General features: G+C 38.6%; 24 protein-coding genes. 1 reads left to right on the top strand and 23 read right to left on the bottom strand.

Annotated features, from left to right (window positions below):
* Window positions 1-22 precede the first annotated feature (22 nt).
* The 15 genes from rhuM to radC all read right to left on the bottom strand — a co-directional run bounded on the left by rhuM (window position 23) and on the right by radC (window position 13,227).
* Complete coding sequence (rhuM, locus tag PHE24_03290; protein MDD4902136.1) at window positions 23-1,009, bottom strand: RhuM family protein; 987 nt, start codon at window positions 1,007-1,009, stop codon at window positions 23-25.
* Window positions 1,006-1,758, bottom strand: a complete 753-nt coding sequence (locus PHE24_03295; protein MDD4902137.1) for a S24 family peptidase — start codon at window positions 1,756-1,758, stop codon at window positions 1,006-1,008. The genes rhuM and PHE24_03295 overlap by 4 nt, the downstream gene beginning before the upstream one ends.
* Before the next feature lie 194 nt (window positions 1,759-1,952).
* The gene (locus tag PHE24_03300) at window positions 1,953-3,230 is read right to left on the bottom strand and encodes a nucleotidyl transferase AbiEii/AbiGii toxin family protein (GenBank protein MDD4902138.1); all 1,278 of its coding nucleotides are present in this window, start codon (window positions 3,228-3,230) and stop codon (window positions 1,953-1,955) included.
* Window positions 3,227-3,835: a hypothetical protein gene (locus PHE24_03305; protein MDD4902139.1), complete on the bottom strand. Its 609-nt coding sequence runs from the start codon at window positions 3,833-3,835 to the stop codon at window positions 3,227-3,229. Before PHE24_03305 ends, PHE24_03300 begins: the two co-directional genes overlap by 4 nt.
* 228 nt (window positions 3,836-4,063) lie before the next feature.
* Window positions 4,064-5,224 carry a restriction endonuclease subunit S gene (locus tag PHE24_03310; GenBank protein ID MDD4902140.1) on the bottom strand — a complete coding sequence of 387 codons (1,161 nt, stop codon included), beginning with the start codon at window positions 5,222-5,224 and terminating at the stop codon, window positions 4,064-4,066.
* Window positions 5,199-5,777, bottom strand: a complete 579-nt coding sequence (locus PHE24_03315) for a hypothetical protein (protein MDD4902141.1) — start codon at window positions 5,775-5,777, stop codon at window positions 5,199-5,201. The genes PHE24_03310 and PHE24_03315 overlap by 26 nt, the downstream gene beginning before the upstream one ends.
* A gap of 46 nt (window positions 5,778-5,823) precedes the next feature.
* Complete coding sequence (locus PHE24_03320; protein MDD4902142.1) at window positions 5,824-6,273, bottom strand: hypothetical protein; 450 nt, start codon at window positions 6,271-6,273, stop codon at window positions 5,824-5,826.
* Between the two features lie 27 nt (window positions 6,274-6,300).
* On the bottom strand, window positions 6,301-6,975 hold the full coding sequence (locus PHE24_03325) for a hypothetical protein (GenBank protein MDD4902143.1): 675 nt from the start codon (window positions 6,973-6,975) through the stop codon (window positions 6,301-6,303).
* Complete coding sequence (locus PHE24_03330) at window positions 6,959-7,441, bottom strand: hypothetical protein (GenBank protein ID MDD4902144.1); 483 nt, start codon at window positions 7,439-7,441, stop codon at window positions 6,959-6,961. The genes PHE24_03325 and PHE24_03330 overlap by 17 nt, the downstream gene beginning before the upstream one ends.
* A 13-nt stretch (window positions 7,442-7,454) precedes the next feature.
* Entirely contained in the window at window positions 7,455-7,808 is a 354-nt protein-coding gene (locus tag PHE24_03335) for a hypothetical protein (GenBank protein ID MDD4902145.1), read from the bottom strand.
* A gap of 11 nt (window positions 7,809-7,819) precedes the next feature.
* Window positions 7,820-8,173, bottom strand: a complete 354-nt coding sequence (locus tag PHE24_03340; GenBank protein MDD4902146.1) for a hypothetical protein — start codon at window positions 8,171-8,173, stop codon at window positions 7,820-7,822.
* Between the two features lie 5 nt (window positions 8,174-8,178).
* On the bottom strand, window positions 8,179-8,517 hold the full coding sequence (locus PHE24_03345; protein ID MDD4902147.1) for a hypothetical protein: 339 nt from the start codon (window positions 8,515-8,517) through the stop codon (window positions 8,179-8,181).
* Between the two features lie 216 nt (window positions 8,518-8,733).
* Window positions 8,734-10,302, bottom strand: coding sequence for an N-6 DNA methylase (locus PHE24_03350; protein ID MDD4902148.1), 1,569 nt, complete (start codon window positions 10,300-10,302; stop codon window positions 8,734-8,736).
* Complete coding sequence (locus tag PHE24_03355; GenBank protein ID MDD4902149.1) at window positions 10,292-12,556, bottom strand: DEAD/DEAH box helicase family protein; 2,265 nt, start codon at window positions 12,554-12,556, stop codon at window positions 10,292-10,294. The genes PHE24_03350 and PHE24_03355 overlap by 11 nt, the downstream gene beginning before the upstream one ends.
* A 5-nt stretch (window positions 12,557-12,561) precedes the next feature.
* On the bottom strand, window positions 12,562-13,227 hold the full coding sequence (gene radC, locus PHE24_03360; protein MDD4902150.1) for a DNA repair protein RadC: 666 nt from the start codon (window positions 13,225-13,227) through the stop codon (window positions 12,562-12,564).
* Between the two features lie 306 nt (window positions 13,228-13,533).
* On the opposite strand from radC, the gene PHE24_03365 reads away from it, so the two are divergent.
* Window positions 13,534-13,833 (top strand): HPr family phosphocarrier protein, encoded by a 300-nt coding sequence (locus tag PHE24_03365; protein ID MDD4902151.1) that lies wholly within the window; start codon window positions 13,534-13,536, stop codon window positions 13,831-13,833.
* A gap of 28 nt (window positions 13,834-13,861) precedes the next feature.
* Here PHE24_03365 and PHE24_03370 read toward each other — a convergent pair whose 3' ends face one another.
* The 8 genes from PHE24_03370 to PHE24_03405 form a co-directional block, all read right to left on the bottom strand.
* Window positions 13,862-14,143 (bottom strand): hypothetical protein, encoded by a 282-nt coding sequence (locus tag PHE24_03370; protein ID MDD4902152.1) that lies wholly within the window; start codon window positions 14,141-14,143, stop codon window positions 13,862-13,864.
* An 85-nt stretch (window positions 14,144-14,228) separates the two neighbouring features.
* The gene (locus PHE24_03375) at window positions 14,229-14,690 is read right to left on the bottom strand and encodes a hypothetical protein (GenBank protein MDD4902153.1); all 462 of its coding nucleotides are present in this window, start codon (window positions 14,688-14,690) and stop codon (window positions 14,229-14,231) included.
* A gap of 327 nt (window positions 14,691-15,017) precedes the next feature.
* Window positions 15,018-15,428 carry an HPr family phosphocarrier protein gene (locus PHE24_03380; protein ID MDD4902154.1) on the bottom strand — a complete coding sequence of 137 codons (411 nt, stop codon included), beginning with the start codon at window positions 15,426-15,428 and terminating at the stop codon, window positions 15,018-15,020.
* A gap of 129 nt (window positions 15,429-15,557) precedes the next feature.
* Window positions 15,558-16,076, bottom strand: coding sequence for a GDYXXLXY domain-containing protein (locus PHE24_03385; GenBank protein ID MDD4902155.1), 519 nt, complete (start codon window positions 16,074-16,076; stop codon window positions 15,558-15,560).
* Window positions 16,073-17,242 (bottom strand): DUF2157 domain-containing protein, encoded by a 1,170-nt coding sequence (locus PHE24_03390; protein ID MDD4902156.1) that lies wholly within the window; start codon window positions 17,240-17,242, stop codon window positions 16,073-16,075. The genes PHE24_03385 and PHE24_03390 overlap by 4 nt, the downstream gene beginning before the upstream one ends.
* A gap of 63 nt (window positions 17,243-17,305) precedes the next feature.
* A complete protein-coding gene (locus PHE24_03395) occupies window positions 17,306-17,608 on the bottom strand; it encodes a hypothetical protein (protein MDD4902157.1) in 303 nt (100 codons plus the stop codon).
* A gap of 342 nt (window positions 17,609-17,950) precedes the next feature.
* Window positions 17,951-18,262: a hypothetical protein gene (locus PHE24_03400; protein MDD4902158.1), complete on the bottom strand. Its 312-nt coding sequence runs from the start codon at window positions 18,260-18,262 to the stop codon at window positions 17,951-17,953.
* A gap of 4 nt (window positions 18,263-18,266) precedes the next feature.
* Window positions 18,267-21,596, bottom strand: a complete 3,330-nt coding sequence (locus PHE24_03405; GenBank protein MDD4902159.1) for a hypothetical protein — start codon at window positions 21,594-21,596, stop codon at window positions 18,267-18,269.
* Window positions 21,597-21,615 lie beyond the last annotated feature (19 nt).

A 21,615-nucleotide genomic window follows, 5' to 3' on the forward strand; every position in this document is an offset into this window, starting at 1 on the left:
TTATAAAACTATTTCTAAATAATTATTCAGAAATTAAATTTTTTATAATTCTAATAATTATCTCTTTGTCTTTCGGATCGCTTTCGGCAACGAGCAAAGCTAACGCGGCCAGGGCATTATCATTGATCTTTCGCTCGCCCGATTTTTTAAAAAGATAATCAGTTTTGTCTAAATAATAAACAAACAGGAAGGAAGCGGTTCTCTTGTTGCCGTCGGAAAACGGATGATCTTTTATGGTTAAGTATAATAGATGCGCCGCCTTATCTGCAATCGCCGGATAAAGCTCTTTTTGAGAAAAAGTTTGATAAAGACCTTTAATTATGCCTTCGAAGCTGCCACCTCTTTCTTGCCCGAATAAATCCCCTGCTTCTCTCTTGGCAAATAATTCTTTTTTTAACTCGGTAATTATTTTCTCGCAAACCTCATATTGCAAAACAAACTTCGATCTTTTTCCTTTTCTCTCCGCTATTTTACCCTTATCATATTGGCCCAACAAAGAAAGTGTTTTTGAATAATCAGAAAGCAAGCTTAGAATTTCACCTTCCTGACCGGCTAGCAATTCTTTTTTAGATTGTTTTTGCAGAAACAAAACTGCCTCCTGCAATTCCTTAAATTTATTTTTAGCTTCCCGCAACCGTTTTTCGTTGATTGCGTAGCCGGAAATCAAAAATCGTTTTAAAACTTTAGTTGCCCAAACACGAAACCTTGTCGCTCTTTGCGAATTGACCCTGTAACCGACAGAGATAATCGCGTCTAAATTATAAAATTGAGTTTTATAAACTTTTCCGTCCTTGGCAGTATGTTCCAAAATGGAACTAACTGAATTTTTACGCAACTCTCCGGCTTTAAAAATATTATCAAGATGCTTGGTGATAGCCGGCCTTTGAGTGCCAAAAAGATCAGCTATCTGATTTTGGGTAAGCCAAACAGTATCTCTTTCAAGTTTAACTTTTAATTCCACTTCGTTCTTTGAAGACCGATAGATAACTATTCCGCTTTTTTTAATCATATTTTTTCGTAATAATCATAATCCTCTTTGGAGATTGGCCCGATTTCTCGCAAAACATCCTTGGCGGCCAAATTCCTAAGCGCCGCCAGCTCATCCGGTTTTTTTATGACATCGACCACCTTGCCGCAGACAAGATAAGCGGAATAATCGTCTTCATGGATATAGATCGGCGGCAAATCAAGGCTGGATTCCGAGACCAGGGCAATCTGTTTGTTTTGCTTGTCAAAAATAAATTTTTTTATATTGGCCAAGCCATCGATGGTGGAAACCACATAATCGCCGTTATCCGGAATGTCTTGTTTTTTTTCAACAATAACAAAATCCCCCTCCTCGATATTCTTGCCTTTAACATTGGCGTGATTCATGGAATTGCCAACCGCGCGCAAAACAAACAAGTCAGCCAATTTAGTTTTCAAATCATCGCCCAAAATTTTTAAAGAAATTTTCAAATACCCCTCGACTTTTTGCTCGGCGCAAACCGCCGCCTCGCCGCAATTAGCCGAACCGATGATCGGCAAAGAAATCAATTTGGATTTTTCATCAATACCGCCGCTGGCCGGTTTTAAAGTTTTGCCGTCCGCGCCAACCAGCAACAAACCCTTCTCAATCAATTTTTCCAAATGATGTTTGATCTTCTGCGGACTATTCGGCTCACCGATCAGCTCCCCGATTTTGCGCAAAGTCAAACCGGCCAAGTTTTGTTCCCTAGCTAAAACAAGCAGTTTTTGTTGAATTAAATGAAGATTCATAACAATTGCACTTTAATTATAACCAACTAAAAAATCTTGTCAATAATACTTGACAAGATTTAACTGTTGACAAGTTTTCTACAAACAAAAAATCGCGCCCGAAGGCGCAACCTGCTGAAGATTTTAAAATTCACGATTACCTGCCTGCCGGCAGACAGGAAGACCCAGCCCCATTATAAATTTATCCTATAAAATTATTTCAACAGATCATCAAGCTCGCAAGAAAGCAGCGCCGATTTATTAAGCAAAATCTCCTCTTTCTGGTTTAAATTGCCGGCCGTCATCCGAATAGTTTTAGTAATAATGGCGTCTCCAAGCATTATACGATTAGTTTTTTTAAAATAAGCTTCGATTTTCTCGTAAAATAAAGTTATGTACTGCTTAAACTTATCGCTTAGCTGATTTTTTTCCTCGCCATAGACAAACTCAATCGCCTTGTCGTTTATCTTGGTTGGCAAATTGCCTTCGTCATAATTTAGCCAGTTATCGCTAATAGTATAACTAATCCGGACTTTGCCGCCATCTTCCGTCCTATACCAAAAGACGAAAGAAAAAATGTCGGTCATAAAATCCTGACGCAATTTAATGCTTTCCAATTCTGTCACTGTATTAATCTTGTATTCTTTCAGAAGCTGTAAATAGCTTTCTCGCCAATTTCTAAGCCAATTCGCAATAAACGCCTGGTCGACAAAAAGAGGAGATAAATCATTTTTAAGATTTTCATCAGTTTTAGGGTTATTCAATATTTTTATGGTAATTTTATCAAACAATGCTTTCGGATCTTTTACATCAATACCCTTGGCTATCAAATAATCAAAATCCGGCACAACTTTTTTATTCATATACCAAAGAAGATCATAAATATCACGGCCTTTTTCTTCATAAATAATTTCTCCTACGCCGCGGCTGCCGCGCAAGAAAATAGCGGCCAGCTTGCTTGCCATAAGCGCTCCCATGTTATATGTCAAAACAACAAAAGAAAACTGGCCGCGATTTATCGGCCGGCGTTCGGTGACGGTTTTCGGCGCGACAAAATTATTAAGATCAATTTTTACATGCGCAAAATTTGAGGGATGGCCAAGATTCAATTCTCTGCCGACATTAAATTTCAAAATCAATCCTCGGCCGGAGGTTATTTTTATCGTTAAAAAATCAGCGCTGGCGCCATAAGTATCGGTAAAATAATCTTCAACTTCCTTTTTTAATTCTTCCAATAATTTTTCCGTAACTGCCTGGGAGATTTCAAAATCCAAATCAACCGACATACGGTCAAGGTCGTGGATTATGCGAAGCGCGGAACCGCCATACATAATCCATTCATTGTACTCCGGATGATGATAGATAAAATTAAGAACGTAATACTGCAATATTTCTTTAACTTTATTCACTTTTACATCCGGACCGGCGCCGCCATAACCGCTCAATTCTTCTTCGAGTTTTATTTTTAAATTTTTCAATATCTGCTCACTCATATATTTTTAATCATTAAATAAAATTTATCCCGTTCCGCTTTATCCATTTCATCCATATCTATCCGCAATTCTTCTATCAGTCTTTTAATTTCTTCCAGCTTGACACCGCGAAACTGGCGAGTTCGGAAATAAAGCAGATCAAATAGAGCCTTGGAAGGCGAGGCGATATAAAAATCAAATTTCCCTTTAGCCAGGGAAAAGCCGGAAAACAATTCTTTTTTAATCGACTGATAGGAAAAATTTCCCGCTTTGGTCTGATAATCCTTGGTGACCTTCGGCGTGATTGAAGTAACAGAATGGATTGCCTCGGTAGCGAGATTATAATACTGCAAGGCAGCCCAAGAACTTACATAAGATGGGGTGCGGATGATATTAGCGAGATAGAAAGAATAGGAAATATCGTTTTTATTTTTATCAAAAAAATCGGCAGATATATATAATCCGTTTTTTAGCCGGTAAATTTCTTTATATTTCAAAAACCGGCTGATATAAGTATCAACCGTAGAATCTTCAAGCCCCAACTGCTTGCCAAGCTGATAAATAGTGCTTTTACTGAAATGGGGCAATGATTTAAGCTGTTCTAAAAGGTTTTTTTTGCTTTTCATAATTATGACAATAGTGTATCATATAAGAAACGCCGTGTCAACCCACCCTTATAGTTTATTTAATATTGGCTAAACATTGAATTATAGCAAAGCACTGTATTGAGTGTCAGGTCTTTACGTTTAGCGTTTTAAAAATTAACGATTTCCTGCCCGCCGGCAGACAGGAAGACCTGGGCCCAAAACAAAAAAATTTTAATCCCCCCCCTGCCATTGTTTTATTAAAAAATTTCAGCCCTTCATTGATTTGGTCAAAACTGAATCAAAAAGCTCTTTGAGTTTTAATTTTTGTTCGAGTAGCTGTTTTTTATAGTCCTGTACCGCGGAAAGTTTGGCAACGATTTGTTTTTGGATTTTAAGGGTAGGCAAAACAATCTTTACTTTCGACAATATAGCTAAATTTATATTTTTTTGCGCAGCTTGAGTTGCTACCGAATTTAAATAATTTTTTGATAACAAAAGTTGAAAATATAGAAATTTATTATCAATTAAATCCTTATCGGCACGTATGCCTACAATGCTATCCGGAAATGCGGCATCAATTTCCAAAATAGCCAAATCACCTATATTGGCTGCTATAGTTATTACTATTGTGCCCTTGAAAAAAATTTTACTAACTTTCAGTCCTTCTTCATTAAGAGTTTGATGATATGTTCTAATAAACCCATCAGAATTAACAATTTCACCCGTTTGAATCCATGGGATAGAGCCACCAAAATATATAGGATCATTTCTTGGTCTCGGTGTAAATTTTCCTCTTTCCAATTTTGAAACTTCAGGAAGTCTCTTTATCGCCCATTCCCTACCAGAAGAATTTAATTCCTTATGCAAAAATGATTGAAAAAGCTCATCAGTTTTTTGAATAAGCTCGTCGTTCAATTTCCTCGCCTCGGCGATTTTATCCAGCCGCTCAACAATTTGTTTCTGAATTTCGAGAGGCGGAAGAGTAATTTCAAAATTTAAAATATCTTTTTCACGAACAGACGGATAATTACTTCCCTTTTGTCTACTTTGTAAATAAATAGATAAACTCTTGAAATTGCTAAGCCAATAAAATAAAAATCTTGATGAAGTTTCCGACTGCCTTGCTTTAAGAATCGTAAAGGCAGAGGAGACAGGATAACTTTTATCAATTAAAACAATCGCTCCCCTTGTTGGACGGACGCGTGATATTAATACAGTATTTTCTGGTGCAACAACCGCACCTTTTATAGATTTTTTATCCTTAAAGCTAATTGATTTGTTTTCTAGGTCAATATCACCAATTTCAATATATGGCCATGAACCAACGACAGCTTTTTCTAAATTTAATCTTTCGGTTATTTCTACTAATTTTTTTATTGGCCAAGTTTTCATAAAGGCAAACTTACACGTAAATTCTATCCTCAGCATAATCTCTCGCGCGTGCAGATATCTTAACTATTTGTTTGGCTAAAGCCATAGTGATGAAACATACAAAAACGACTTCTTTGCTTGTAAACCGATGTCTTCTGATTTTAACATCAAAATCATGTTTCGCGGGAACATAAACTAACTTATTAAATTGGATAAGCCGCAATCTAAGTTTTTCTGATATAGCACCTTTGAGATTAATTAAATTGGAACCTAAAGATTTTTCTTCGTATTTTTTATTCCTCAAGTTATCTGCAGAACAAAATTTAATGAGGTGATCAATATAATCTCCAAAATCTCTCATAGCATCTCTCGTATGATACGGGAGATACCCCAACTCATCGTTAAGATAGAACATGGGTCGCTTTGGCTTGGTTCCGACTTTTTCCTGAAGAACCTCTATAGCAAGCCTTTTCTTTTTTCTAGACGAAGTAATGTCCTCGGATAATTTATCTGCTTCAGCAATCTCTTTCTCGGCCAACACATCGGCAGCTAATTTTGATACCCCTGGATCTATTTCCAAATACTCAGATTTTGGACAAGTTTCTCTCATAATATTGATACGTTAGTTTAACTGATTTTTGTTAGTCGGGCCATAATTAATTTTTATATTCCGGGGAAACCTTCAATATTAGAAGCATATGATTTCTTAAACTATTCAAAATCCCAAGCGATAAAAGTTTTGAATAATCTCTCTCGGGATTTTTAGATTTTGCTACTTTAACGATAATCTTCTGCCCAGATGATTTAAAAAAAATTTTATTTTGTATATTAATTTCAAGAGTATGAACAATTTTATTGCGGATTTGATTTAGATTTTTAATATTTTTATACAAGTCATCGGATAACAAATTTATTGCATTTACGAGTTCTAATTTTGTTGAAAATGAGTAATCAATAATCTTTTTAGCATTTTTACATTTAGCAAAAATTATTTTATTTATAAAATGCTCTACTAAAAAATGCGCGGTCACTACGATCATAAGGTTACTGGGACGATAACCAACCATTGTCATATAAGTAAATATTATATCCTCAGTAATATCCATAAAAAAATTTATATTTTATTGACAAAGTCATATTCGTTGTGCCAATTCTTTGTAGGCCGTAATAATAAATGGCATTTGAGGCAAAATAGTCTTCATGTCCACATCAGTTAAAAGATTGTGCGCTGATGTGTCGCCAAGAAATTTGATGCCACGAATCTCCCGCGCTGTCTTAGGTAAAAGGAATGGAATACCTCCCAATTTCTCGCGAGCAGCGGTATCAACCATTGCACCCAAACCAACTAATCTACCCGATCCAACCCCGTCTTCTAGCTTTGATTCCAATCCGTTCTTTGCGAAAGCAATATAAATCAACTTTTCAAGAATTTTACGAAGCAAAAAGGCGGTACAGTTACCGCTTCTCCCAAAATTAAGATGCAAATCAGCGATTTCTTGCTCGAAACTCTTTCCGAGTTTTTGAATCAATGTAGTATCAAATAAATCTGATTCAATATCATCAATATCCTTGCTTACAAGAGGCTTTTTTTGAATATATTCAACAATGTTTCCGTTTTTACGAGGAGTGAGAAAGTTTGCACGTGCTAATGCCATCCTTAAATTGTGTTCTGGAAAATTATTTCCCCGTTTACTAAGACACACTTCAACCTTACTTCGATCAATCCAATTTTTAAAATATCCCTCTTCCCAAAGTATTTTTAAGGCCATGGGAGCAGAATCGGCAATCTTTTTATTTCTCTTTTTCATAAATAATTTCTTCGAAGCGCTTTACGCCCTTACGATTTAACCTATAGGGAGTTGGCTGGCCTTTCTTTATAACAGTTCCACTTTCAAGGTACTGCCTAATTCCTTTTTTTATCTTATTCGAAACATTGCCTACGTCTATTTTGGTACCCAGGCCAGATGTAATCTTTTCTATATCTCCGGTTGTTAGCCAAACGTTTTTAAAATATTTATATGAGACATAAAAACAAAGTAAAATTTTTGCTTCAACGCCTTTCTGATCAAGAACTTTGATTTGTACTTCTTCGCTTTCATCGCAATCTCCTACCCTGTTAACAATAGACAGAATTAAGTCCTCCCCGTTTTCTGCACTCATCTTTTTATCAACTGGTTTTTGGTTTGTGAGTCGAATATTATCCTCAAGTTCGCGAATTCTTTTTTCGTGGTTCTCGAGTTGTTCTAATATTTTTTTAGTTTGTTCATTTTCCATATGAATCGCGAAGTTAAGATTTATTTATATATCCTATCAGTTTCTTTTTGTCATGTTTGACGTCTACTCGTTCAAGTAAATCTTTTCTAACCATATCTCTTAATACGTTTACAATACTTGAGCGCAACGGCTTTTGCTTTGTTAATAATCGCTTCTGCAATTCAGAAAATACGTCCATATCAATTTTTGCTTCTTTAAAAAAATCTAAATCAAAAAGTTTTTTTATTGGAACTTTTAAATCTTCGGCCTTACTTTTCTTTTTCGTAACTTTAATTGGTCTTTCCTTTGTTTCTTCGTGACCAAAAACAGCTTCTTCAAGTTTTACTAATCTTTTAAAAATTTGTTCATTAATTTGTTCTTGATTCATAAAATTTTTGGTTATTTTCTAATTACATATTTCCATTTTTTATCTCCTTTATCGCGGAAACGTGTTAAAACCCTTTCTCTAACTAAATTTAACAATCCCATTGAAATTGTTGCATTTGAATAATGCCGTCCTTCCTGTTTGAGACGCTCAATAATTTCTGGCAGCTGTTTAGGAGTATCAAAATATCCTTCGTCAATTAAAACTCTTAAGCCTCCAGTTGCACCGGACGTTTCCTTCCCGTTACCCTTTAAACTATGTTTAGTTTTTATGGCTATTACTTTACCATTACCTCCTGCTGCAAGCTCGGCCAATTCCATAACTAGCGCAATAATATTTTCTGCTAATTCTTTTGGATCTTTTTTCATAATTTTTATCGTTTAAAATATTTATATAAACCCTTGCCAGGCTTATTCCTATCAAGTATTTTTTTATCTATAAGACGCTTCAATGAGGGCATAATATCCGTTGTTGCTTTATTTGTACCGCGATCTTTTAATTTTTTCTGCAAATCAGAAATTGTTTTCGGCTCACCAAAGTATCCTTCATCAATAAGTTCGTGAATTTTACCCGTGAGACCAGAAAGTCCTTTCCCCTGATTTATAAAAGGGCGAGGTGAAATTTTATCCGATACGCTTAATGAAGCTTTTAATTGAATTAAAAGCGCTTCGATCTGTCTAATAATCTGCTCTTGGATTATTGTTTTTTTCATAAAAATTTATAATTTAATGCCTAATCATATTATAATCAACAAGGAAATTTTGTCAAATAAATAATAACCTATTAATAAAGGGGGGATACCATGTTGTTTCTTTAAATATACCTCAAAAAAATTTCAGTGTCAAGTGGTTAAAAATAAAATAATTAAAAAATACCTAATTTTAGGTATTTTTTTAATAATCTTCTTATACCTTTAACGAAAAAAAACTTATAAATAATCTTTTTTTAGAGTTTCCAGACATTTATTTAATGCGCCGGTTACATTGTTAATCTCCCCTAAAATATCCTTTGGATCTCGATAATTTATTTCTTCCTCACTATTGTATGGATTATAAGTATTAGCCGAAAGAATATAATCATTCTCAATAATTTCAGCAACTGGCGTTAACCAGGAGTAAGGTTTTTCTGTTTTTTGTTCTCCGCCATGCCATAACTCAAGCAGTTTCGGAATATCATTTTTATATTGCGGGCCGGATTTTTTAGCAGCAGTAAGCGATGAGCCGTCGCCCTGCATATCAAAAAACCAAATTTTTTCCGCAGGAGAAAATTTGTCCCGAGCTTGTCGAGGGACCGCTTGACCAGTTGTGATTGGCTTTACGCGCTTTTTGAATATCAAGAAGCTAGTTTTTACTCCGGCATACGGCTGAAACGCACCGGCTGGCATTGAGACAACCGCTTCCAGTTTGGTATTCTCCAGCAAATAGCGGCGAATATCTTTATCGTCTTTGTTGGTTCCAAAAAGCGAACCCTCGGGCAAAATTATGCCGGCCCGACCGCCCGGCTTAAGAGAATTAATAACATATCCTAAGAAAAGCACCTGCGTCTTGTTGGATTTTACTGGCAGAGTCGGCTTAATCCGCTCCCGATCAACCTTACCGGCAAACGGCGGATTGGTGAGTATAACATCAAACCGGCGCAAATCTTCTTCCTCTTCGGCACCGGCGACGGTATCTTTACGGCGAATATGCGCGCCTTCGATGCCGTGCAGAATAAGATTCATCAAGGCGAGGCGCACCATTTCCGGATCAACGTCATAGCCGTGAAATGTTTTAGTGGTTAAAAATTGCCACTGCTCTTTATTTAATTTGTCGCCATAACCGATTTTCCGGCCGTCGCGATCCTCCAAATTTTTTGCGTCGCTGTTTTTGAATTTAAGCCGTTCGTAAGCCGTAATCAAAAAACCGGCCGAACCGCACGCCGGATCAAAAATTGTTTCGCCAATTTTAGGATTTACCATTTCCACAATCGCCCGGACAATATGACGGGGGGTTAGAAACTGTCCCAGCTCGCCGGCCGATTCGATGCTAGAGAGCAACGACTCATAAAGATCGCCCTTAATATCCGTGTCTAAATTGGAAAATTCAATGGTATCGATAATTTCTACGGTTCTTTTGAGAGTTACTTCATCGGGAATAAGCAGCTTGGCGCCGTGAAAAATTTGGCGGATGTTAGTATGGCCATTGTGAAGCTCGTCGATAAAAGGAAAAACTTCATCACGAATGAATTTATATAAATTTTCACCGGTTTTTTCGCGCCAACGCGACCAGCGAAATTTTTCCGCTTTTCCCGCGAAAATCGATTCATGCTCGCGGCCGGTAAGCTTTTCTTCTTTTTCCATGGCAATATCCTGCTCCTCGAGCATCTTAAGAAAAAAGAAAAAACTAATCTGCTGAATCCGGGTAACCGGATCTTTCAATCCCGCGCCCCAAAGATAATCGTTAAGCCGCGCGACTTTGCTTTTGAATTCTTCCCGCAGTTGTTGAATATTATTTGGCATGACCATTTATAAAAATATTTTGATTAAGTTCGGCGATGGTATTCTTTAAAGCATCAGAGTCAAAAACTTTGAGCACGTAATTAAGTCCGCCAAGATGCTGAAAAATCGGCTCATTAAAAATTGAGACTTCAATCGGCGCGCGGCGAGCGATATATTGGCTTTTAACCAACCGCAGAATTTTAGTCTGCTCTGGCGCGAATTGCTTATCAATCAACCACGCTTCAAATAATTCATTAATCCGATCTTCATACAATTGCTCTTCGGTAGGAAGATTTTGAATACCAAGAGCGGTTTTTACAAAGTCATTCAAGGTTCCCGGCGAATAATGATAGGCTTCGCGTAAATTGGCTTCGTTAAAATAATATTTGGGTGAATTAAGGCGGTCAGCCAAAACTTGCGACTCATCGCTGGAAAGTTCCTGACCGTCTTTTACTTTTTTTACGAGAGGTTCGGCTTGAGCAAGCTCCTGTATCTGCCGTTCCCAGGCAATTTGATAATCATCGGAATCTATTTTCTCTCCTGCCGCGCCGACTTCGATATAGGCGCGTTTGATAACCACATCAACATTCTCCTGCGCGGTTTCGGCAACCTGAATAAAGCCGGCTGGCACTTCCAAATTTTCTTCGACAAAATCTTTGACTTCGGTTCCCCAGGGAATACCGGCTTTGGCTTTGGTGATTTCGGAATAAGGATTATAACTTTCGTCGTTAAAATATTGGGTAACGCCGGCAAAATCATAAATCCTGAATGATTTTTTATTGATGCGGGAATCAAGACGACTGCCGCGACCGCGCATTTGCTGATATAAAATCGGCGAACGGGTCGGCCGGACCATTATCAAATTTTCCACCATTGGCGCGTCAATTCCGGTATCCATCATCCCGACGGAAACTGCGATCATCGGCATCTCTTCTAACTTAAAACGACGAATGGCGCCGCGCGGATCTTCGGTGTCGGAAGTGATCACTTCTGCAAACCTGCCTTTTTGTTCCGGCTTGGCTTGATTAAAATAATAGGCGAGCTGGGCGGCGTGCCGTTTGGTAACCGCATAGACAATGGCCTTGCGCGTTTTATTCGGCTCGCGCTTTTCTTCTTCGGCAAAATAGGCCTCGACAACCCGTTCATTTCTGGCCGGCACGTTTATTTTTCGCTCCAAATCTTCGGCGCTATAATCTTCTCCTTCAAAATTAACGCCTTCAAGCGAAACTTTCGTGTCAATCTGAACAATATCATAGCCGGCAAGAAAACCGTCTTTAACCCCGCTGCGTATGCTGTAAACAAAAGTCGGTTTGCCTTTTTGTTCCGTCTCATCCCAACAGCCGAAAAGTTTATAGGTATTGCGATCAACATAACCGCTGGGAGTCGCGGTCATACCGATGCGAATAGCATCAAAATGCGAGAGAACGCTGTTATAAATACCAAAAATAGCCCGATGAGCTTCATCAGAAATTACGATATCGAAATAACCGCTAGTCAGTGATGGAAGCTGAGAATACAAAGTTTGCAGCGTAGAAATAACTATTTCTGATTCGTCTTTTGGTTTACCGCCATAAAGCAGGGTGGATGAATGATCTGGCAATATTTCATTGAATACTTCTTGAGCCTGAACTCCCAATTGAACTCGATCAACTAAAAATAAAACTCGGGTAGCAATACCTGCTTCAAAAAGTCGCTTGAGATAAAGGGCGATTGCGTCGGTTTTGCCGGTTCCCGTTGCCATAACCAAAAGCATTTTGCGTTTGCCGCCTTCCAGAGCCTTATCCATAACTCGCATTGCCTCTTTTTGATATGGCCGCGGCGAACGCCATTCGCCGCCCTTAAAATACTTCCCTGGAATCGGAATAACCGATAAAGGCTTTTGCTCGAGCCGAAGAGTCTGGATTTTTTCCAGATCACGCTGAGAAAAAAATGTGGCGACTTTTTGTTCCGACCGATATTTATAATCCCAAAAATAAATTTCTTCGCCGTTGGATAAGAAAATAAAGCCAGCGTTGATAGATTCCGCATAAGCAAGCGCCTGCTGTTTAGCGGAGGCCGGATCAACCGAAAAACGTTTTGCTTCAATCACGGCTATAGCGCGGCCCCTTGAATCTTTAAGAATATAATCGGCACGACCGGTTTCCGCAGTTTCCTCTGTAGAGACCTGATTTTTATCTTCAATATTCCAATCGGCTTCGCGAAGTTTGCGGTCGATAAGAATCCTCGCGTCGGTTTCGCGCATAAACTTTTTCCCCGCTGTATCTTGAGTAGCCATAGTCTTTAAATCAATTTGTGCTCTTTAAAACTGAAAAAAATCGTCTTGCAGACAATCACGTGATCGCTTATTTCAATTCCGAGAATTTTTCCAGCATCGACTAACTGCTTAGTGATATTAACATCTTCCGGCGACGGCGACGGATCTCCGGACGGATGATTATGGGCGATAATTATTTGTGCAGCCAAATGCCGGACTGCTGGCTCAAAAACTTCGCGCGGGTGAACCAGATTGGCATCGAGCGAGCCGACGGAAATAATTTCGCGTTTGATTTCCTGATTACGAGCGTCCAGAAAAAAAATGACAAAATGTTCTTTTTTATTATCTCGAATATCCTTTAATTCATCCCAAACATCATTCGGCGCGAGTAATAAAGCCGATTGCTTATTTTGCAAAAGTCGGCGGCCTAACTCAAAGCAGGCCACGATCTCGCACGCCTTCGCACTGCCGAGACCGAAAGTATTTTTAAGTTCTTCGAACGTAGCTTTCGTCAATCCCGCGCCGCTGAATTTTCTTAAAATTTTTTCAGCTAGCTCGACGGCATTAATACCGTTACCGCCCGTACGCAAGAGAATCGCTAAAAGTTCTGAATTCGAAAGGCGTTCGGGTCCGTACGCTTCCAGCTTTTCACGCGGCCGATCAACTTTTAATAAATCTTTAATTTTTGTCATGCCCTCCTAATTATTTAATTTTATTACCAATGAATTTTATTTTACTCCCTTTTACTCAAAAAATCAAGCTGGGTTTCAGCCTGATTTTTCGTATTTTTAGCAAAATTATTTTACTTTTTTAACCTTCCGTAACGCTTTTCAATGTAAATCATCCTCCAAAAGAATATCCCGGAGAACGCCCGAATCCGTGGGGCTTCAAGACGAATACGCCTTGACTTTAAAAATAATTAAGATGTAAGATTAAACGATATTATCGGATTGGAGTTCCTCCGCAAAATCAATAACACCAACGCAAGGAGAAAAAAGATGTCCGCCACCTATTCAAAAGAAGTTGAAGTCGTGAATGTCCTCGGCATCCATGCTCGTCCCTCATCCAAAATCGCCAGTCTGGCCAACGCTTTGAATGCGGAAGATGTTTTTATCAGAGACGCGAAAAATCCTGATCAGAAAATTGACCCAAAAAGCATTATGGGCGTCATGGAAATATCAGCTGCGGTAGGAGCCAAGATAATCGTCTTCACAAAAAAAGAGAACATGCGCAAAGCAGTCGACGCTTTAGCCGAACTCATTGAATCCGGTTTTGGGGAAGAATTGCGCAAGAAGTGATCATTCAAAGCCTATCAAACAACGCCGCTCATCTTTTGAACGGCGTTTTTTTGTAACGTTTTTCAATATAGATCACCCGCCAAAAGAATACGCCGGCGCAAAACCCGCCGGCGATGCCGAGGACCGGCAATGACACTTGCAGCCAGAACGGCAGAACGCAAAAAATATGGCCGAATGCTCCGTGATTAACTAAAGCCAGGCTATGCGCGAGGGCATAGTTGATATAAACGATCTCGATTGCCGCATGGGCGAGAAAACTCAGCAAAAGTCCCAAAACGACCCAGGAAATGAGATAAATTATTCTTTTCATATTGATAAACTAATTTTAACACGAAAACCCTGAAATTAAAAAATCAAGCCGGTTCTTGACTTGATTTTTTATATTTTCAGCTTATTTATTCCGGGATTATCGCCCCGGTACAGCGCCAATTGATCTCTGCCTGAAGCGTTTCTTCGCTGACGACGCAGGCCGGATTGCAGCCCGGGCGCGTCGCATTCAGGTTGGCGTCAAACCACCAGGTTTTGGAATTATCGTTGTACGTTCCGGCGCTCAAGGCTTCGCCGCCCTTGATACAGGTTTTTTCGGCAATCACTTTGGCCTCGGCTTCAGAAAGTTTGCCGGCGGGAGTTGAAGTTGCCTGCGCTTCGCAAGCTTCTTCCCAGGGGCGCAAACATTTTTGTTTTACTTCGCACCAGGAATAGCCGGCTGAACCGATACAGCCGTGCTCATCGCGATCGCCGCCCAAGAGCGGCTGTTCTTTTTGCGCCTCGTCTTGCGGGGCGGGCTTTACCGCGGGATTAGCGCACCCGGCGGCCAAAAAAGCGATTGAAACCATGACAAAAACGATTTTTTTCATAGATTTTTATGCAAAGGGTTTGCCGCTAAATGCTCTTTGAGCATAAATTTTTCCGGATTTGACCGCGCCGCTACGAATGGCGCCCATACGAATTAGATATAAGGTAGGAAATTTTTTTAAAAATATTGAGGGTGATATGGTTATATCAGCTGAAAAATTTTTAAAAAAATTTACCAAAAGATGAAGATTTAGGCCAAAATGGCATTTAGCGGCAGACCCTCAAATTATCCCTTATTACTATTATAACGAAATTTTAGTAAAAATATAACAGGCAAAAGATAAAAAAATCTCCAAAGCGCGGGGCGGTTTGGAGATTGGGCTGAAGAATTATCGGCGGAACCGTTTGTGGCGAAACCGGTTACGATGGAACAATTTTCGAAAGAGCGACCCAAGGAATGACCATGCGGACTTAGGTTTTGGGACGAATTCCGGGGTATTATCTCTTACACTTTCAATGAACGCGGCCAGCTCATCGACCTGGCTTTTAAAATTCTCATTGCCGGTGTACACGATAAGTTCGGTTCCGTAGTCGGCATGGAGCAACATTGTCTGCAATATGACATAAGCGCTAGACGATTGGTTATTATCCGCGCGCCTGATAAACAAGTGTAATTCGGCAATCTTGCCGGTGAGCTTGTGTGCCATGTGCGATATCATATAAGCATTATGGCACTTGAGCCCTCGCGGATCACCAACTTTGCACCGTTTTTCATACGCAATCTTTTTTTCAATTTCCATTTTTTCCTCCTTGTAAATAACAAACAATAACCTATCAAAATAAAATACCCCCAACCAACAAAAAAATCAAGCCTCCCCAGCTTGATTTCTTATATTTTTAGCTTATTTTTTCTAATTTAAAATAGCTCTTTACTTAACCGGACAAGGAACTAAATCCTTTAATACCGCCTTGCCGGTAAAGGAAATAAAAACTCGGGCGCAAGCACCGTTCCTTAATAAGGCGGAAATTTTGGCGCGATCGGCTTGAGCAAAATAATATCTTTCTATGCCGTATTCAACTTGATCATAACCCACCGATATTTGGGTCAATTTGCCTTTAATGAATAACCCGTTCGGTTTTTCGTCCGACATCGCGCCGGCCGAAACCTTGCCGTCGGCTCCTTTCTCCAACGAAACATAAACCGTCCCCTTAGCGGCCATAGAGGCATCGTAAATGTCACTTATTTTCCTGTCAGTTTTTATTCTGTTTATATCGTAACGCAAATCCATATAGTTGCCGCGAAAAATATCCGCTGGATCATAGGGAACGGCCTTAATCAAAACCTCTTGCCCGCTCCAAACTGTTATTTGATTAGGCAGCATAATTCCCCCGACCAGCAAAAGCCAAAAAATGGCAATGCCTAAAAATATCTTCGTTTCTTTTTTCATATTTTTAGTTTAAATGATTTTTTAATTTGACGGCGGTAATATTCCAAGGCCGCTCCCCCACCGACCAAAACCAAGCCGCCAGCCATAAAGAAGAGTGATCTGGGCAACAGTTCCCAAAAAAAATCAAAATATCTGGCGACGACAAACACTATCAGCCAGAAAAAACTGGAATTGATTATTTTCATATCTTCATTAGTATAGCCGATATAAATTATGGCCAATATCAGCGCCGCAAATAAGCAATTGAATATTATGGGGTAAAGGTCGCCTTCGACGGGGAAGAAAGATGCCACCGATATCAAAGCTGAAAAAAACAAAGCAAGGCCATGTTCAATAACGGCAGTTGCCCTCTTAGGCACTTTTTTAATCAACGCTACTACGCTGAAAATTATCGACAAAGAAGAAAAAATCACCAATAAAGCCAAAACGTGAACAGTGCTTTCCGGAACTGTCTCGAAAAAAGCTTTAAACGTCAGGAGAAAAAAACCTACCAAAAAAACACTTAAGCCAGATAGTCGAAAAGCTCGCGCCGCTCCCTCAAGTTTAGATAATAAATAGCTCAAACCGCCGGCGGAAAAAAGAAAAATTCCGTCGATGGCCAAAATTATCGGTAACCAAGCCCAGCCATCGCTAAAAAATTCGTTTTGATTATTAGTAAAAAAACAATACAACAAAGACCAAGTGATAATAACCGCGCTGGCCAGATAAGCGCCTGCAACCGATCTAAAAAGAAAAGCTACTGGCAAAATCGCCGCCAGCCAAATTAAAGCCAAGAGGTGAGACGAAATATCTATGTTGTAAATCTGGGCTTCTAAAAAAATCGTAGCGCCAATAAGCAAAGAGCTTAAAAAAATCAAAGACTCGCCGACCCTCGGCAACTTTTCACTTTGATATTTGAGATAAAAGCCAAGATAAGATATCCCAAAAGTAGAACCCAAAAGAATGATCGTCTTTAAAGTGCTCCCCAAAACTGCCCAATTTGAAGCAATAAACAGAATGGCGCCGATACCAAAAAATAAAGAACCTATTGTTAAAATGGCCGTAACAATCTTATTGGCCTTGTCCTCCTGGCTTTTTCCCGTAACATCGGACAACATCTTTTCTGCCTGCTCTTTCGTGATCGTCCTGTTTTTAACCCAAACCTCAATTTGTTTTTCGTCGATCATATTTGCAATTTAAATATTTATTTTCGGTATTTTTAGCTTAAATTTTAATACGATTTCGTATCTTCATTTTCCAAACGGAACAGAATTTACAAACAAACTCCCACTAAATATAAAAAGGAACAACAAGAAAATAATGATTAATGATATCGACAAAATTTTAAACTTATCTTTTATTCCAAATAAAAAAGACGAGATAAGGAGTCCAAAAAAGAAAGCGGTCGGATAAGCCCATAAAGCCCAAGATTCTCCGCCTAAAGGAATAAAGTTAAGGTGGGAAAAACCGAAAGATTCAGAAACAAAAATTAAAATAGCTGCCAAAATAAATCCTACTAGAAAGAAGCTGGAAAAATTTAAATACTTTTTCACAGGATTATAATTTACTAATTAACCAAATAAAAACGGGTCAATCTTAATGTTAAAATATAACCAAGTAATCATGGCTCCGTAACTCAAAAGAAAAACAATCAAATACTTTAATAATATGATCTTCCCTAAAACTTTTTTGTTAAACCAAAAAACTTCCAACAACAATATTATTGTCCAAATTACAGGAAGAAGAAAAACAAAATAAACCACATACCAACCAATATCTCTTGGTCCAGAGGGAGACATAAATATTAAAATCGGAACGAGAAAAAAAATTAACCAAGAAATCGAGATGACTAAAAAATTTTTGATGTTAAATTTCTTTATCATTTAGTTTAGTTTTTATAATCCCGGCCCCATTCTAAAACTAAAATAACCGTACACCACCAAGATCAAATATGCACCGACAAAAAAAGAAATATATTTCATTACCATGCCTGACCAAGATTTTTTTTTATTCAAAATCAGTTTTTCTAAAAAAAGACTGGCCAAAAAGATGATTGGGAGAACGTAAATAAAGTACTGAATATACCAGGGGGAGATTTTGATCACGGTGTTCTGAGAAACCATGTATGGCAAAAAAATTGGAAAGATATAGAAAGCCAACACTAGCAGTACGTAATACAAAGTCAATTTAAAATTTTCTTTTTTCATAATACTATGATTTACTAATTAAATATTTAATATCATCTTTTATTATATTATATCCGGCTTGATTAATCCAATTTTTCTTCAAAAATCTATCTAGTTTTTCCAAGACGAGATTGTATTTCAGTTTGATTATGGCTTGATTAATCTTGCTCAACTGATATTCGATCTTATCAAGAATCTTGCCAATTTTGGTTTCGCACCAGGCCTGATTTTTATGTTTCAAACACTGAATCATTACTTTGTCCCGCATTGTTTTCTCTTTATCAATTCTTTGACCATATTTCTTCTGGAATGTTTTAATTTGAGTCAAATCGTTAATCAAATCTTTCTTGGCCTCAATTTTCGTGATCATTTTCTCGTCGTAGGCGCGATTTATATCGGCGATTGTGCCGTCAACGTCAGTAACTATGAAAAAATTGATTATTTGTTCGGCCTGGTTACCAGCCAAATCTTGAATTGTTATCTTGATTTGATGCGGGCCGAGATTTTTTCCGAACAAATCAACTATATTTGAATTGATAAGCTGGCCGTCTAAATAAATTTTGGCGGGGTCCGGGGCAATGTCGGAAAAATTATCATTAGCAAAATATTCAACATCTAATTTATCATTGTTCAATATTTCTTGGCCTTCCTGCGGCAATAGAATGCTGATGATTGGCTTGGTTTGGTCTATGGCAAAAGATGCCTGCTTATTTTCTTCCCGGTTTCCAGCCCGATCGGTGGAGGAATATAAAATCGTGACGGTTCCGTCTTGGGAAATCGTAAATTCTCCGCCGCACTTAATCCAAGTGGTCCCATTGTCCAGGCTATATTCGGTTTTCAAAACTCCAGAATTATCATCAGTGGCCGTAAAATTAATTTTTACAGCAGAAATATAATAGCCGTTATTTCCCGCCTGGCCGGAAATGCTTACTATTGTTTGCGGCGCAGTTAAATCGTTTATCTGCTCGTCTGTCAAAACTGAATCCGGATTTTTTTCTTCAACAACAGAACCGTCTCCATTTTGATCAATATTTATGGCATACGACGATTGATTGTCGCTTATCGCCATTTCAACTTTTGTCGAAATTCCAGCCAAAGGCACTTCATTAAAATATGATTCGTTTGTATATTGGCCGTCTTCCACTGTTTCAACTCTCGCATTGAAACTGCCACTGGCCGTTGCCCGACCTATAATTGTATAATTTTCACCCGAAGGAAGAAAAATGAATTTATTTCCGTCTATTTCGTCATATTGAGCCCCTGGGATATTTATTTCTGTATCCCCGTTACCGTTTTTGCCTACATAATTGCCATATTGGTCGTAAGCCGAAAGCGTTACGGGGCTGTGATAGCTTATTTGAGTACCTGACAAAGCACAATCTGCGGGACTTGAGCTAACATTCTGATATTGCGAAAAATTGAAGTTAGCTTGCTTATTATCCAAAATAGCTCCGACAAGCTGTCTTACTCCGTTGGAACTAGAAATTTTTCCATGATCGGCTTGATAGGCATAATATTTTTGTGATCCAAAATTATCAGCGCTTATCAACGGTACTGTTCCGTCGCCGCTAGTATATCTTAACGCATATTCATAACCACCGCTCCTTTCTTTATTTAAAATAAATATTTTATCAATTGTCGGTTTTCTGCATCCGGAAATGCTGAAAGAGTCTTTTACTTGCAGGTTATCTATCTTATTGTGTAAAGCAGTAGCATTAGCTAGTAAATACCCATTTCTTCCAGTATTTATCAAAAAATTGCTGGTATCAGTATAATTTAAGTTACCCTTGACACCATTATTATCCGCGTCATAAATATCAGCAATATAACTTCCGGACAGATTAAGATATTCCTGGCTTGGCAAAAGCTGATAGATGGATGGAATGTTTTGGGAAATTTCCTTCATCGTCGCCTCATTCAATATATATACCCCAAACGCACCAATATCCATATTGTCTCCATATAATAACCCCTTGGAAGCTCTGGGTGATCCCAAGTTCGGCGTTGCAATAGTTATTAATTTATCTATTGTGCTAGAACCGAATTTTTTAATATACGCTTTGGCAATCAACCCACCCATGCTGTGAGCAATGATATCAACTTTTTTAGAACCGGTAGAAGTTAAAACTCTGCCAATCGCTGTATCTAAATTCCCAACTCCCTGATCAGGGCATTCAGCGGCCCCGGCCAAACAATCAATGCTGTAGCGCCAATCATACGGGAAAACAAATAAATCCGTTCCTTCTTTATATCCGTTGTTCTTTAGCTCTTGTATTAAACCGCTATAGAAATCTTCAGTAAGCACTTTCTCGATTGCATTATCAACCACTAAACTTTCAACTGAACCTCCGAGCGGAAACATCTCCAACTTTCTCAAATCACCATCTTCACCTGACAAGGTGTATCCAACCAAATTCAACCAAACTTGATTGCCAGTGGAAGCTTCTACTAAATAACTTCCCATTATCCCCGGTACGATGATCACCGGATTGCGCGCGGCTGCCTTGCCGGTCCAGGGATCAAAGAGAACATTACCAGTTATTTTATCGCCCTTGCCTTGCGGATTCAGGGAACTGTGGTAAGGTCCGCTATCATCTCCCCACCAATTATTAATCGCGCTAATTTGATTGGTCCCCCAACTAATTAATCCACCATTTTTGTTATTATAAATTTTTGAATTGCTGATTGTAATTCCTTCGCCACTCAATTCCAACCCGATATTATTATTATAAATTTCGGAATTACTCATGGTTATCGCTCCAGAACCAGAAATAGCCCCAGCGTCATAGCAAAAATCGGCATAAGCGACCTGCAATTTTATAGGTCTTGCCTTAATAAGATATACGCAAACTGATCCGCCATAACTCATTTTCACATTATCCAAATGAGCAATTCCGTCCCGAACTTCGATTGAGCCCCAATCACCAGCCAAAGGATTGCCAGTCGACCAAGGAACTGTTTTCCCTCCCGCGCTATCGTCATTAGTTGAAGTGAAAATAATCGGCTTGTCCGTTTCTCCTTGAGCAATCAACGTCCCGTATACAATAATATTATTTCCCCGAAGTTTAATTATTACTCCAGGCTCGATAGTCAGTGTGGCATTATTTGCTATTAAAAGATAATCGGCAGAAATCGTGTAAGGGCTGCCCGCCAATGTCCAAACCGTGTTGGTGTTTATTGTTTCATAATTAATTTGTGTCGCGGCATTGGTAGTATGGATATTTTTAAAATCAACGGAAAACGGGAAGAGCATTAATCCTAAAAAAATAAAAAGGTCGGCGAAAACAATGCCGAACATTAAAAGCGATTTAGATAGAAAATTCGCACCCCCCGTTGTTGAATTTTTGCCCTCCATAGATTTTAAATTGTTAGGT

The sequence above is a fragment of the Patescibacteria group bacterium genome (assembly GCA_028707065.1).
GTDB lineage: Bacteria > Patescibacteriota > Patescibacteriia > Patescibacteriales > WJLG01 > JAQTUZ01.